The 13,855-nt window shown below is 73.9% G+C and carries 13 protein-coding genes; 7 read left to right on the top strand and 6 right to left on the bottom strand.

What is annotated here, in order from left to right; all coding sequences use genetic code 11:
- The first annotated feature begins 214 nt into the window (after window positions 1-214).
- Together ACFWP2_RS18515 and ACFWP2_RS18520 are read left to right on the top strand one after the other, a co-directional pair.
- Window positions 215-1,300, top strand: coding sequence for an enoyl-CoA hydratase/isomerase family protein (locus ACFWP2_RS18515; RefSeq protein WP_380452499.1), 1,086 nt, complete (start codon window positions 215-217; stop codon window positions 1,298-1,300).
- A gap of 137 nt (window positions 1,301-1,437) precedes the next feature.
- Entirely contained in the window at window positions 1,438-2,223 is a 786-nt protein-coding gene (locus ACFWP2_RS18520; RefSeq protein ID WP_380452501.1) for an enoyl-CoA hydratase, read from the top strand.
- Window positions 2,224-2,367: 144 nt separating this feature from the next.
- Here ACFWP2_RS18520 and ACFWP2_RS18525 read toward each other — a convergent pair whose 3' ends face one another.
- On the bottom strand, window positions 2,368-4,191 hold the full coding sequence (locus ACFWP2_RS18525) for an NAD-binding protein (RefSeq protein ID WP_380452503.1): 1,824 nt from the start codon (window positions 4,189-4,191) through the stop codon (window positions 2,368-2,370).
- Window positions 4,192-4,435: 244 nt separating this feature from the next.
- Between ACFWP2_RS18525 and ACFWP2_RS18530 the strand changes: the two genes are divergently transcribed.
- Entirely contained in the window at window positions 4,436-5,035 is a 600-nt protein-coding gene (locus ACFWP2_RS18530; protein ID WP_380452505.1) for an HdeD family acid-resistance protein, read from the top strand.
- Between the two features lie 164 nt (window positions 5,036-5,199).
- Here ACFWP2_RS18530 and ACFWP2_RS18535 read toward each other — a convergent pair whose 3' ends face one another.
- From ACFWP2_RS18535 to ACFWP2_RS18545, 3 genes are read right to left on the bottom strand one after another with little or no spacing between them, the layout of a single operon-like run.
- Complete coding sequence (locus ACFWP2_RS18535; RefSeq protein WP_380452507.1) at window positions 5,200-5,886, bottom strand: DUF6461 domain-containing protein; 687 nt, start codon at window positions 5,884-5,886, stop codon at window positions 5,200-5,202.
- Between the two features lie 46 nt (window positions 5,887-5,932).
- Window positions 5,933-7,414, bottom strand: coding sequence for a CoA transferase (locus tag ACFWP2_RS18540; protein ID WP_380452509.1), 1,482 nt, complete (start codon window positions 7,412-7,414; stop codon window positions 5,933-5,935).
- A 22-nt stretch (window positions 7,415-7,436) separates the two neighbouring features.
- Window positions 7,437-8,066, bottom strand: coding sequence for a LysE family translocator (locus tag ACFWP2_RS18545; protein ID WP_380452511.1), 630 nt, complete (start codon window positions 8,064-8,066; stop codon window positions 7,437-7,439).
- 244 nt (window positions 8,067-8,310) lie between these two features.
- Here ACFWP2_RS18545 and ACFWP2_RS18550 point away from each other — a divergent pair, with 244 nt between their 5' ends.
- Both ACFWP2_RS18550 and ACFWP2_RS18555 read left to right on the top strand, forming a co-directional pair.
- Entirely contained in the window at window positions 8,311-8,769 is a 459-nt protein-coding gene (locus ACFWP2_RS18550; protein WP_380452513.1) for an Lrp/AsnC family transcriptional regulator, read from the top strand.
- 55 nt (window positions 8,770-8,824) lie between these two features.
- Window positions 8,825-9,532 (top strand): N-acyl homoserine lactonase family protein, encoded by a 708-nt coding sequence (locus tag ACFWP2_RS18555; protein ID WP_380452515.1) that lies wholly within the window; start codon window positions 8,825-8,827, stop codon window positions 9,530-9,532.
- 106 nt (window positions 9,533-9,638) lie between these two features.
- Here ACFWP2_RS18555 and ACFWP2_RS18560 read toward each other — a convergent pair whose 3' ends face one another.
- Entirely contained in the window at window positions 9,639-10,883 is a 1,245-nt protein-coding gene (locus ACFWP2_RS18560) for a cytochrome P450 (RefSeq protein WP_380452732.1), read from the bottom strand.
- A gap of 694 nt (window positions 10,884-11,577) precedes the next feature.
- Between ACFWP2_RS18560 and ACFWP2_RS18565 the strand changes: the two genes are divergently transcribed.
- Window positions 11,578-12,519 carry a hypothetical protein gene (locus ACFWP2_RS18565; RefSeq protein WP_380452517.1) on the top strand — a complete coding sequence of 314 codons (942 nt, stop codon included), beginning with the start codon at window positions 11,578-11,580 and terminating at the stop codon, window positions 12,517-12,519.
- A gap of 307 nt (window positions 12,520-12,826) precedes the next feature.
- Here ACFWP2_RS18565 and ACFWP2_RS18570 read toward each other — a convergent pair whose 3' ends face one another.
- Window positions 12,827-13,093 (bottom strand): zf-HC2 domain-containing protein, encoded by a 267-nt coding sequence (locus ACFWP2_RS18570; RefSeq protein WP_380452519.1) that lies wholly within the window; start codon window positions 13,091-13,093, stop codon window positions 12,827-12,829.
- Between the two features lie 55 nt (window positions 13,094-13,148).
- On the opposite strand from ACFWP2_RS18570, the gene ACFWP2_RS18575 reads away from it, so the two are divergent.
- Window positions 13,149-13,712 carry a sigma-70 family RNA polymerase sigma factor gene (locus ACFWP2_RS18575; protein ID WP_380452521.1) on the top strand — a complete coding sequence of 188 codons (564 nt, stop codon included), beginning with the start codon at window positions 13,149-13,151 and terminating at the stop codon, window positions 13,710-13,712.
- Window positions 13,713-13,855: the final 143 nt, after the last annotated feature.

Raw genomic sequence — 13,855 nt, forward strand, 5'->3', positions numbered from 1 at the left:
ACTGACAACGGACGACTGACAGATCACGGGTGACAGCTGACAGATTTCATCATCTGTCAGCTGTCACCCGTCTTCGGTCCCCGCCTCCCGATCCGGTGATCAGTGCTCCCCGCCGCCCCCGGTACGGTGGACGCCAGGCGGACTTCGAGGGCTCCGGCGTACTCCAGCGGACTCCGACGGACTCCGACATCACCGAGGAACGGGAGCGGGCCGGATGAGCACAGAGGTGGCGGAGGTCCAGGCCTTCCTGGACGGCGGCGTCGGACGGCTCGTGCTGAACCGCCCGAAGGCACTCAACTCGCTGACCCACGGCATGGTCACCGCCCTGCGCGCCACGCTGGACGACTGGGCCGAGGACGACCGGATACGCGCCGTCGTCCTGACCGGCGCGGGCGAGCGCGGCCTCTGCGCCGGCGGGGACATCCGCGCGATGCACGACGACGCCAGAGCGGGAGGAGCCGGCACCCGGGCGTTCTTCCGCGACGAGTACCGGCTGAACGCCCTGATCGCCCGCTACCCGAAGCCGTACGTCGCGGTGCAGGACGGCATCACCATGGGCGGCGGCGTCGGCGTCTCCGCCCACGGCGCGGTGCGGATCGTCACCGAGCGTTCCGTCGTCGCGATGCCCGAGACCCGGATCGGTATCGCCCCGGACGTCGGCGGCAGTCGGCTGCTCGCCCACGCGCCCGGCGAGCTGGGCACCCACCTCGGGCTCTCCGCGGCCTCGATGGGCCCGGGCGACGCCCTGCTGTGCGGGTTCGCGGACCACTTCGTGCCCACGCCGCGCATCCCCGACCTGCTCGACGCCCTGGCCCGGGGCACCGCCTCGGGGACCGGCCGCACCACCGCCGAGGTCACCGCCCTGGTGGCCACCCTCGTCGCCGCGCACGCCGAGCCCGCGCCGCCCGCCGCACTGGCCGCCCAGCGCACCTGGATCGACGCCTGCTACGCGGCCGACACGGTCGAGGAGATCGTCGACCGGCTGCTGAACTCGGGTGTCCCGGAGGCGAAGGAGGCCGCCGTCGCGGTCCTGGCGAACTCCCCCACCGCCGTCAAGACCACCCTGGCCGCGCTGCGCCGCGCCCGCACCCTCCCTTCGCTGGAGGCCGTGCTCGACCAGGAGTACCGGATCTCCTGCACCGCGCTGGAGAGCCACGACATGGTCGAGGGCATCCGTGCGCAGGTGATCGACAAGGACCGCGACCCGCACTGGAAGCCCGGCACGCTCGCCGAGGTGACGGAGGCGGACGTCGCCCGCTACTTCGGCTCGCGCGAGGGCGACGAGCTGGGACTGGCCTGACCCCCTGCCCCTCCTCCAGAGCCTGGTGACCGGCGTCTCGCATACCAAGACTGGCGCGAGGCGGGGCGCGTCGTAGATCGTTGGGTGGTCAGGGCGCGCCCACGGGCGCCGAGCAGCGGAAATGGGAGTCGACGGCGATGACCGAGACCGAGACCTACGAGACGATCCTGGTCGAGCGCAAGGGCAGGGTGGGGCTGATCACGCTCAACCGGCCCAAGGCGCTCAACGCGCTGAACACCCAGCTCATGAACGAGGTGGTCGCCGCCGCGACCGCCTTCGACCGGGACCCGGAGATCGGCTGTCTGGTCATCACCGGCTCGGAGAAGGCCTTCGCGGCCGGCGCCGACATCAAGGAGATGCAGGGCAACCGGTTCCCGGACGTCTACCTGGACGACTGGCTGGGCCCGTGGGACCGGCTCGGCGCCGTGCGCAAGCCGGTGATCGCGGCGGTGGCCGGGTTCGCGCTGGGCGGCGGCTGCGAGCTGGCGATGCTGTGCGACATCCTGCTGGCCGCGGACACCGCGAAGTTCGGGCAGCCGGAGATCAAGCTCGGGGTGATCCCGGGCATCGGCGGCTCGCAGCGGCTGACCCGGGCGGTCGGCAAGGCGAAGGCCATGGAGCTGTGCCTGACCGGCCGGATGATGGGCGCCGAGGAGGCCGAGCGGGCCGGCCTGGTCTCCCGGATCGTCCCGGCGGACCAGCTGCTGTCCGAGGCGCTCGCCACCGCCGAGACGGTCGCGGCCATGTCGGCCCCGGCGGCGGTCATGATGAAGGAGAGCGTCAACCGCGCCTTCGAGACCACCCTGGCCGAGGGCGTCCGCTTCGAGCGCCGGCTCTTCCACGCGGCCTTCGCCACGGCGGACCAGAAGGAGGGCATGGCGGCGTTCGCCGAGAAGCGCCCGCCGGAGTTCCAGAACCGCTGACGGCGGAGGGCGTCCGACGGATAACGGCGGACAGCTGACAGCAGACAGCTGACAGATTTCAGATGCTGAAATCTGTCAGCTGAACTCTGTTCGCCGAAGGCCGTCAAGCGTTCGCCGAAGACCGTCCACCGTCGGCCGCCGCGCTCAGTCCTCCTCCTCCACCGCCACCGTGTTCAGCCGGGCGAGCCCGAGGCGGGTGGCGGCGACGACGATCTGGTCGCCCGGGGCGAGCCTCCGGGTACGGTCCGGGAAGTTCCACTGCAACTGCCCGCCGTGGGCGAAGCGCACGGCGATCACCCGGACGCCGCCCGGGTCCTCCAGGTCGTGCCGGTTCAGCCCGATCAGCCCGCTGCCGTCCTCCACCTTCAGCTCGGCGATCAGCAGCACGTGCCGGAGCACCGACAGCGTCCCCCGCACCTCGCGCCCCATCAGCGCCGCCGCGAAGGCGGGCGCGGCCAGGTAGGACACCGACCGGGAGGCCGCGTTGTCCAGCGTCTTGTAGAAGTGGCTGGCGAAGTCGTCCTCGAACAGCCGCACCACCACCCGGACCTCGGGTTTGCCGTGGCGTGCCTCCAGGGCCGCCTCCAGGTTGGTGGCGTCGTCCCCGCTGACCGCGACCAGCGCCCGGCTGTGCTTCAGCCGGGCCCGGCGCAGCTGCTGCTCGAACGGACCGTCGCCCATCACCACCGGGATCCCCAGCGCCCGGACGGCGGCGATGCCGCGTGCCTGCGGGTCCCGCTCCATGCAGACCACCGGCACGCCCATGTCGTGCAGTTGGGTCGCGACGCGGGTTCCGACGTTGCCGAGGCCGACGACGATCACGTGGTCCCGGGTGCCCGCCCCGGGGTTGCGCGGCTGCCCGCGCCGCCCGGAGCCCAGCACTTCGACCGCGATGGCGGTGGCCACCGGCGCGAAGGTGATCCCGCAGATGGTGATCACCACCTGCGCCACCCGCTGCCAGAACCCGCCGGTGCCCGTCCCGGAGGAGATGTCGGAGAGCTGGTCCGGCTGGGCGGCGCCGGCCAGGTCGAGCAGCGTGACGTAGACGGTCCAGCCGAAGTTCCGGTTGAGGTACCAGAGCACCCCGAAGGCCAGCAGCACCGCCGCGAGGGCGGTGAGCAGCACCAGCCGCATCCGGGCGCTGGTGAAGAAGCGCATGGTGTCGAGCAGCCGCCAGCGCACCCGTCGCATCCAGTCGATCGGTTCCCGGGGCTCCATCCGCAGCACCTGGAGCGCCGCCCTGCCGCCCGGTTCCTCCTCCGCGTCGGGGGCGGCCGGGGGCGCCGGTTCGCGCCGTACGCCGCCGGGCCGGATCGGCCCGTCGTCGCCGAACTCGCTGGCGAGCCTGACGAATTCGGCCGAGTCACCCTGCTGCTCGGGCAGCAGCCGGATCCGGCCGAGGTCCTGCCGGTCGATCTGGTCGGCGACCACGCAGATGCGGTCGGAGGTGATGTCGTCGTCGAACGCGATGTGCAGGTAACGCCCTTCGATCTCCACCGAGTTGGGCCGCCCGAGCGCCGCGGCGGCGAAGGCCGGGGCGGCGGTGGCGGAACCGGAGAGCGCGGCACCGTTCTTGAGTAGCCGCTCGATGTTCTCGCCGAGCCGCTGGTTGAACATCCGGAAGACGATGCGGATGTCCGGGTTGTGGTTCTGGGCGCTGAGCGCGGCGTGGATGTTCTCCTGGTCGCTCCCCTCGACCAGGGCGAGACCGCGCGCGGTGCCGATGGACACCGCGCGCAGCGCCTCCTCCGTGATGCTGGCGTACTCCACGACCGCCGCGACGCCGGAGAGTTGCTCGATCTGCGGCGCGTGGTCGCGGGTTCGATCGGCGACCAGGACGACGACCGGGACCTCGTAGTGCTCGACGAGCTCCAGGACCAGTCGGTGAGCCAGCGCGTTGCCCCCGCAGACGATGTAGTGCTGGCTGATCGGCTCGACCGGAGGGGTCCCCCACCCTTCAGAAGTCATATCGCCGGATGATATCGACGGAAAGTGTCCGGAGGGTGACGTTCCGGCGACCGCGGCGGATCCCCCGAACGGCCGTATCCGGCGCGCGGTCCGGCCGTGGCGCGGAGACGCTGGGGTTCGTTCCCTGCCCGTCAGCCGGCCGACCCGACCTACCCCACCCGTCCGGCGCCGTGCGCCCAGCACGACACCGGTCACCGGTGCCCCCGTCGCCGTCGCCCGGCCTCAGCCCGAGGAGTACCCCACCGTGGCCCCTCCGATCATCACCCCCGACGGTACCCCGGTCCAGGGACCGCTCGGACTGCTCGCCAAGGCCGCCTGGCAGGTCCTGCTGCTCGCCGGACTCGTCTCGCTCGCCCTCGGGATCGTGGTCTTCGCCTGGCCCGAGGAGACGCTGCTGGTGGTGGGCGTGCTGTTCGGCCTCTACCTGCTGGTGATCGGCATCGTGCAGCTGATCGCCGCGTTCGGCACCCACTCCACCACGGCACTGCGGGTGCTGGCCTTCATCAGCGGTGCGATCTGCGTGCTGCTGGGGCTGCTCTGCTTCCGCAGCGCGGCACGGTCGCTGCTGCTGCTCGCGCTCTGGATCGGGATCGGCTGGCTGTTCCGCGGCATCACCCAGCTCGCCGCCGCGATCTCCGACCCGCTGATGCCCGCCCGCGGCTGGCAGGCCTTCGCGGGCGTGGCCAACACCCTGGCCGGCGTGCTGCTGATGGTGTGGCCGGTCGGCTCGATCACCGCGCTGGCCGTGCTCGCCGGGTGCTGGCTGGTGATCCTGGGCCTGCTCGAGATCGTGACGGCGATCCGGGTCCGCAGCCGGGCCAAGGAGATTCCGTCGGGCGTCTGACCTGCACCCGGCGCCGTGAGGCCGTGTCCCATCGGGGGCACGGCCTCACGGCTGGACGGGAGGATTCACGGGCGGAGCCGGCCACGGGCAGGGCAGGTCACGGCACGGGCGCGGCGTCACGAGCGCCGGACGTCACGAGCGCCGGACGTCACGGACACCCGAGGTCACGGGCGCGGCGCGTAGCCGATCCGGAAGGTGGCGGCCTCCAGCCGATCCGGGGTGAGCCGGACGTCGGTCAGCCGCTCGGCGAGCGCGAACGCGGCCTCGGTGTGCTGTGCGAACTCCTCCGTCCCCAGATGGAAGCCGCAGGCGGCCAGCAGCTCGGGTATGCCGGGGGCATCGGCGTCCGAGCCGTCCCGCTGGTCGGGGAAGAGCGGCTCGAAGTGCAGCCGCTGGAGGCCGTGTTCCCACCAGTGGAAGTGGTCCACGGCGTTGAGGTTGCGGAAGTGCGAGATGAGCCGGGTGCCCTCGCCGAGCCGTGCGATCACCGTGTCCAGGGAGCCGAGGTAGCCGTTCGGCTCGATCGCGAGGGCCCAGCCGTCGAGTTCGGTGACCGCGACGAGCAGCCGGTCCTCGGCGGGGTCGAACAGCGCCGCGGCCTCCTCGTCCGCGCCGGTCCCTTCGTTCTCCTCGTCCTCCTCGTCCTCCTCGTCCGCGCCCTCCTCGTAGGCCTCCCAGCGGGCCGTCACCGCCTTCAGGCCGACGGCGTCGCTCGCCGGCAGGGCGTCGAAGCGGCGCAGCAGTTCCTCGGCCGCGAGGCCCTGGACCTGGGTGAGGCAGTAGGCCTCGCCCAGGTCGGGGTAGCGTTCCTCGAACCAGGTGTAGTCGGTGGCGTGTGCGGTCGCGGTCATGACGGCGATGCTGCCAGACGCCTCGGACAGCGCTCGCCCGAGGCCGTCAGAGCCAGACCGGGTCGTCCGTTCCCCAGCGCCCCGGCGGGCGCGACCAGTCGGCGGGCGCCCCCTCGTACCCGATCGGCGGCAGGGCGTGACGCAGCCGACCGTACGCGGAATCGGTCTCGGTCAGCCAGCGGGAGGGGTCGTACGGCTCGGGCCGGGCCTCCTGCGGCGCCTCCGGTCCCGGTTCGATGCCGTGCAGCAGCCAGGAGGCCGTGCCGGCGAGGGAGAAGCGCAGGTGGCGGCCGCCGGGGCGGCGGGTGCGCTGGTCGGTGAGGACGCGCAGGACGGCGGCGGCGATGAGGTAGCCGGTGCCGTGGTCGAGGGCCTGGGCGGGCAGCACGCCGGGGCGGCCGTCGGGGCTGGCCTCGTGCGCGGCGATGCCGACGCCCGCCTGGACCAGGCTGTCGAAACCGCGGCGTCCGGCCCAGGGGCCGGTCCAGCCCCAGGCGCAGAGCTGGGCGAGGATCAGGTCCGGCTTGCGGGCGAACAGTGCGTCGGGGCCCAGGCCGTGGGCGTCGAGGGCGCCGGGGCGGTAGGCCGTGACGACGACGTCGGCGGTGGCGAGCAGTCCCTCGAACACGGCGCGGTCGGCCGGTGCGGCGAGGTCGAGCCGGGTGGAGCGCTTGCCGAAGCCGGTGTCGGTGTGGGCGTCTTCGGCCTCCGGCAACCGGGGCGAGTCGACGCGCAGGACGTCGGCGCCGAGCAGGGCGAGGGTGCGGGTGGCGACCGGTCCGGCGATCACCCGGGTGAGGTCGAGGACCCGGGCCCCGGCGGCGGGACGGTCCACCGGGGCCTCGCCGAGCGGGCGGACCGGCGCGGTCGCGGCGGCCGCACCGATCTCCACTTGCTCCACGAGGGGGTGCACGGCCGGACTCACCGGCGCGACGGTGACCGCGAGCGCTCCCGCCGCATACGCGCGCTCCTGGATCAGCTCGGCCGGCAGCTTGCCGAGCGCCTCGGCGAGCTGCTCGGGCCCGGTGTCGACGGCGAGGTCGAGGGCGGAGAGCAGCCGGGCGCGGTGGTGCGGGTAGTTGGCGTGGGTGCGCACCCAGCCGTCCGCGGTGCGCCAGAAGCCGGAGTGCGGGGCGAAGGAGACGGGTGCGCGGCCGTCGACCGTCAGGTGCCGCTCGCTGACGAAGGCGGTGGCCACCGCGCCCTGGTCGACCCGGACGGCGGGGACGACCCGGACGGCCTGGGCAGTCGGAACCAGCGCGCCGCTGCGGTGGGCGGCGAGCTCGGCGGCTGCCAGCGAGCAGACCGCCACGGTGGCGCGGGCGAGCCGGCGCACCGGCAGACCGGAGGGCAGGACGTCGTCCGGGCCCTGGAAGCTCACCCGTTCCAGCAGCTCGGGCGATCCCCCGAGGGCCGCCCAGGCATGGGCGGTGGGGCCGTCGACGTATCCGGTGGTTCCGGTGGTTCCAGCCGTTCCGCTGGTTCCGGTGGGACCAGTGGGTCCTTCTGGCAACGGGCGATCAGTCATGTCCGGCATTGTGCTCCGGCTCTCAGGCAGTCGCCGTGACGCCCGCCACCAACATCAGCAGGACCGCCGAGACCACGGTCATCCGGCGGGCCGCCTGCGGGGAGCCGCCGAACCGGCCGCCGAGCCGCCCGCTGGCGTGCGCGACCAGCCCGTACACCACCGCGCAGGCCAGCACGTTGAGCGAGCCGAGCGCGAGGACCTGCCCGCCGACCGGCAGTGCGGCGGCCGGGTCGACGAACTGCGGCACCAGGGAGAGGTAGAGCAGCAGGCCCTTGGGGTTGAGCAGCGCGGTCAGCATGCTCTGGCGCAGCACCGTCCTGGTGGGCTGCGGCTTGGGCGCGGCCAGAGCGGCGGCGCCCCCGCCCTTGCGCAGCGCCAGCAGCATCATGACGGCCAGCACCAGCAGGTACGCGGCTCCGGTGAGGCGCAGCACGGGCAGGGCGGCCGGGACGGCGCGCAGCGCGGCGGCCAGTCCGGCGCTGGAGAGCAGGGTGTGGACGGCGTACCCGGCGCAGACCCCGCCGACCGCGGTCAGCGCGGCACGGCGTCCCTGGCCGAGGCCTCGGGCGGCGATGTAGAGCCAGTCGGGGCCCGGGGTGCAGACCAGCAGCAGGTCGACTCCGAGGAAGAGGAGGAGGGCGTGGGTGTCCATGGGCGTGGGCGTGGCCTGTCGTGGTCGTCGCGATGTGTGCCCGGCGGGTCGGCCGGGGGTGCCCGGGTGGTCCGCCAGGCTTGCCCCGGTGGGCCGGCCTGGGTGCCCCGGCGCTCGGCCGGGACGTCCCGGTGGCCGGTGCAGCCGGTTCAGCCGGTGCGGTCACTGAAGGTAGCCGGACGGGGCTGGCACGCGATGGCGACTTCTCGCTGGTCGGAGGCGTGTTTTGGCAGAATGTTGCGCCATGGACCGAATTGACCGCAGAATCCTCCGCGAGCTCCAGCAGGACGGGCGCCTGACGAACACCGAGCTGGCCTCCCGGGTGGACCTCACCCCCTCCCCCTGCCTGCGCAGGGTGCGCCAACTGGAACAGGACGGCGTGATCCGCGGCTACCGGGCGGTGCTGGACGGCGCGGCCGTCGGGCGCGGGTTCCAGCCCTTCGTGACCATCACCATGCGTCACGAGGACCAGGTGACGGTCGCCGAGTTCGAGCGCCGGGTGGCCGAACTGCCGGAAGTGGTGGAGGCCCACCGGCTGTTCGGCGAGCCCGACTACCTGCTGCGGATCGCCGTGGCCGACATCGCCGCGTACGAGCGCTTCATCACCGACGTGCTCTCCGGCCTGCCGGGCATCGCGCAGGTCAACTCGCACCTGACGATGAAGCAGGTGAAGGCCGACCAGGGGCTGCCGGTCGGCGGGTAGGGTGCGAACCGGGGACCCGTGCAGCCGCCTGTACGGGAGAGCGACGCACTGCGACATGGGGGCTGAATTGCGCGTGATCCGCCGTCTCGACCTGGGGTACTTCGTCCGGCCGGCCGCCGAGGTGGGCGGCCCGGAGCCGCGCGTGGAACCGGTGCTGGCGTACCTGGTCCGGCGTCCGGAGGGGCTGCTGATGTTCGACACCGGGATCGGTGGCTGCGGGCCGGAGACCGAGGCGCACTACCGCCCGGTCCGCCGCCCGCTGCCGGAGGCGCTCGCCGCGGCCGGGGTCGCCGTCGGGGACATCGACCTGGTGGTCAACTGCCACCTGCACTTCGACCACTGCGGCGGCAACCCGCTGTTCGCGGGCACCCCCGTCCTGGTCCAGGCGGAGGAGCTGGCCACCGCCCGGCGCGGCGGGTACACCATCGACGCGCTGGTCGACTTCCCCGGCGCCGAGTACCGCGAGCTCGACGGCGAGGCCGAGGTCTGGCCGGGCGTGCGGGTGCTGCCCACGCCCGGCCACACCGGGGGCCACCAGTCCCTGCTGATCGACCGCCCGGGTGGCGGCCCGGTCCTGCTGGCCGGGCAGGCGTACGACTTCGCCTCCGAGTACGCACAGGCGGTGCTCGCCCGGCGGGCGGCGCGCGAGGGCGTGGCCGCGCCGCTGCCGGGGTACCGGGCCTGGCTCGACCGGATGGCGGAGCACGAGCCGCACCGCGTGCTGTTCGCGCACGACCACGCGGTCTGGGAGCCGACCGACTAGACCGACCGGCCAGCCGACCGGCCGGGTGCGACGGTTGACGCCGCTCGCGGGGTCCAGAAGGCCCGGGGGTCCAGAACGCTCGGGAGGCCCAGAACGCTCGGCAGGCTCAGAAGGTGAAGCGCAGCGAGCGGACCCGGTGGTCGAAGCTGGACGGGACGAGCTGCGGCTCGCCGACCGACCGGGCCTCGGGCAGGCGGGTGAACAGCTCGCGGAACAGCGCCGTCATCTCCTGCCGGGCCAGGTGCGCGCCGAGGCAGTAGTGCGGACCGCCACCGCCGAAGCCGAGGTGGGGGTTGGGCGTGCGGGTGATGTCGAAGGCGTCCGGGTCGGGGAAGACCTCCTCGTCGCGGTTGGCCGAGCCGTAGAACAGCGCGACCTTCTCGCCCGCGCGCAGCAGCGGTCCGCCGGAGCCGCCCAGCTCGTGGTCGACGGCGAGGGTCCGGTTGAACTGGATGATCGGCGTGGAGTGTCGGACCATCTCGTCCACCGCGCCGCCGAGCAGGCCGTCGAGGTCGGCGAGCAGCAGGGCCCGCTGCTCGGGATGGACGGTCAGCAGGTGCAGGCCGTGGGCCAGCGCGTTGCGGGTGGTCTCGACCCCGGCGACCAGCAGCAGGCTGAAGAAGGCGCCCAGCTCGCGCCCGGTGAGCCGGCGGCCGTCCACGTCCGCGGTGACCAGCGCGGAGATCAGGTCCTCCTCGGGCCGGCGACGGCGCCGGCGGCCGATCCCGGCGACGATGCCCTGCATCCGGGCGAGCGCCCGCAGCCCCCGCCCGGGCACCCGCAGCCGGCGGCGCAGCGGGCGGGCCACGCCGATGTCCTCGGAGGTGCGGTTGACCAGGTCGAGGATGGTGCGGCGGGGCCGTTCCGGGATGCCCATCATGGTGCAGATCACCTGGAACGGGAGTTCGGCGGCGACCGTGGTCACGAAGTCCTCCGGCCGCTCGCGCTCGATCCGGTCGACCAACTCGGTGCTGATCCGCCGGATGTCCTCTTCGACCCGGTCGAGCAGCCGCGGGGTGAACGCCCGCGAGACGATCCGGCGCAGCTGGGCGTGACGGGGATCGTCCAGGTTGACCATCGAGTCGCCGAACAGCAGCCGGACCCAGCGGGCCGGGACGGGGGTGGTCACGCCGGGGCCGCTGAGGAAGACGGCCGGGGTGCGGCTGGCCTCGACCACGTCGGCGTGGCGGACCAGGGCGTGGAAGCCCCGGCCGGTGGCACGGTCGCCGAAGAACACCGGGGCGGGGCGGCTGCGCAGCTCGGCGAAGGCGGCGGCACGGGCGGGGGCCGGCAGCTGCCAGAAGCGAGGGTCGGCGAGGTCGGCGGGCTCGGGCGAGGCGGCCTGCTCCACGGGTTCGCCCGGTTCGGCGGCTCCGGCGGCCTCGGCTGGTTCGACCGGCCCGGGGGTTCCAGCGGTTTCGGCCGACTCGGCGGCTTCAGCGCGCTCGACCGGCTCAGCCGCTTCAGCACGCTCGGCGGGTTCAACGGCCTCGGCGGCCTCGGCGGCCTCGGCCGGCTCGGCGGGTTCAGCGGGTTCGGCGGCTTTGGGCTGCTCGGCGGGTTCGGCGGCCTCGGCCGGCTCGGCGGGTTCCTCGGCGTCGGCCGGAGCCTTCGCCTCGTTCGGCGCCGTCGCGCTTCTCGGGGCCGTCGCCTGCTGCGGGACGCTCGGCTCCGCGGGGGCAGCGGACTCGGCACTGTCGGCAATGGGCGCCGAGGTATCCGTCGGGGTCTCCAAGGCCGGACCTCCCTGCTTCTGGACGGCATCATCCCGATACGCACCGTACTGGGTGACGCACATTAAGTGAGCATGGGGTACCGCGCTGTCAAACCGCCCCGATGGTCGTACCAGTGATTGTTCGGCCCGGCGCGCCGGAGCATGAGCCAGGCCATGAGCCGGACCGGGAGGCGATCCGGGAGACGATCCGGGAGACGGGACAGGGAGGTGGTCCGGCGGGCCTCGGGGCGAGCGGCCGGGCATGGTCTCACGGCACAGAACAAGCCATGATCGGAGGGTGCGGTACGGGCCGGGCGGGGCGGGTGCGACGATGAGTGCCATCGTGATGACCGACCGGATCCGCCTGCTGCGCGCCGTGGTCTTCGCCGCGCTGTGCGTGGCGATGGCCGCCACCGCGCACGTCGCCATGGCCGGACCCGGGGTCTCGCCGAGCGTGCTGGCCGGTGGGTTCGGGGCGGTCCTCGGGCTGACCTGGCTGCTCGCCGGGAAGCGCCGCGGACTCGGGGTGATCAGCCTCTGGATGGTCGTGGCCCAGACCGCGCTGCACCAGCTGTTCCAACAGGCCGGGGCGCTCTCCCGAGGGGGCGGCGGCCTCGGCCAGCTCGCCACCACGGACTGGACCGCCCTCCTGCTCTGCAACCCCGACCGGGCGCCCGGCGGGCTCTCCCCGATCGAACTGGCACGGATGGCGGGCATCGACCCGGACGTCCCACCGATCACCGGCAGCCTGCGGTCGACGGCGGGAACGCGTCACGGAGTGCCGGGCGTGACGACCGTGCGCCCCGACCTGTCCGAGATGACAGGGACGACCGGGACGACCGGCATGACGAACACGACGGGCATGCCTGCCGGGTCGCACGTGATGCCGGACGGCACGTTCCACGGCGACGGGTCGTACGACGCGGCGCAGGGCCTGGTCGGCGGACCAGCGCACGACATGGCGCACGGGATGTCCCACGGCATGTCGCCGGGGATGACCGCCGCCCACCTGCTCGCCGCGCTGGCGTGTGCGCTCCTGCTCTGGCGCGGTGACGCGGCCCTCGTCCGGCTCTTCGAGCTGCTCGGCGCGCTCGGCTCGGTGGTGGCGGGGGTCCTGCTGCTCCCGCTGCTGGCGCTGTTCGCGCGCCCCTTCGGCCACCTGGCCCCGGCGCCGCCCCGCCCGGTCGACGACCGGGCCCGGCCACCCCGGTCGGTGCTGCTGACGCATGCCGTGGTCCGGCGTGGGCCGCCGGCGTTCGCCCTCGCCTGCTGACGCGCCCGCCGCCCCTTCCCATCCGGCCGACCACGGTCGCCGGGACCCCCGCGACGGGCAGGTCGCCCTGCCGTACGGCCACGCCTCGTGCCGTCGTGCCGTCAGGGTGCGGGCTCGCGTACGCCGCTGTGCCTCCCCGGGGGCCGGTGTGCCGCGCGGCTGCCCATGGACGCCGACGGGGTCGCGCTGCGCGACGCCGTCCCCGCCTTCCCCTCGGGACCTTCCCATGCCTCACTTCGACGGCGCACCGGCTCCGGCCGGCGCCCCCTTCCTGCCGCTCCCGCCCCTCCGCGCGCCTTGGCCGCGCCTAGCCCTCGACGGCCCGCGGACCGTTCGGTGCGCGATCTCCCGGCCGGTCCTCGCCGAGACCGGCCAGCAGCCGGGCCGACCACTCGGGCGAGGGCCCGTCGGCGGCGCCTGCCCCCACCAGACCGCGCAGTTGTTCGGCCCGGGCCAGCCACTCCCGGCAGCCGTGGCAGCGCGCGACGTGCTTGTCCAGCCGGCCCTCCGGCAGGCCGCTCGGTTCGCCGTCGAGCCGGGCGGACAGAGCGGTACGAAACTGCGCGCATCTCATATGACCATCGTCTCGCACGAGCGTCGTGTCGGGACCGGCCGGGTGGGGGGCCGCCGTGGATGACGAACAGCTCACCGCACTGGCGCTGACCGCCCGCTCCGGGCGGGCGGCGGACGTCGAGGCCTTCGTCCGGGCGACCCAGCGGGACGTCTGGCGCTTCGTCGCCCATCTGACCGACGTGCAGTCCGCCGACGACCTCGCGCAGGAGACCTTCCTGCGCGCCCTGCGCGGCCTGCCCGCGTTCGCCGGGCGCTCCTCGGCCCGCACCTGGCTGCTGTCGATCGCCCGGCGCGCGGTGATCGACCGGTACCGGATGGCCGCCGCCCGGCCGCGCTGCGCGGCACTGCCGGACTGGCAGGAGGCGGCGGAGCGGCAGGGCGGTGCGCCGACGGCCGGGTTCGAGGACGGCATCGCGCTCGGTGACCTGCTCGACCGGGTGCCCGCCCAGCGGCGGGAGGCCTTCGTGCTGACGCAGGTGGTCGGACTGAGCTACGCCGAGGCGGCCGAGGTCGCCGGCTGCCCCGTCGGAACGGTCCGCTCCCGGGTCGCCCGGGCGCGGGAGGAACTGGTGGCCCGCCTGCGCGCCGCCGAGGCCGGGGACCTCGCGACCGCCTGCTGAGCGGCGGGCAAGCGGCGAACGGTCGACGGCTGACGGCTGACGGCTGACGGCTGACGGCGAACAGATGACAGATTTCGAAATCTGTCATCTGTTCGCTGAACGTTGTCATCCGTCGGCCGTCGACCGGTCCGCCACCGCACCCC

It is taken from the genome of Kitasatospora sp. NPDC058444 (genome assembly GCF_042721415.1).
Lineage (GTDB): Bacteria > Actinomycetota > Actinomycetes > Streptomycetales > Streptomycetaceae > Kitasatospora.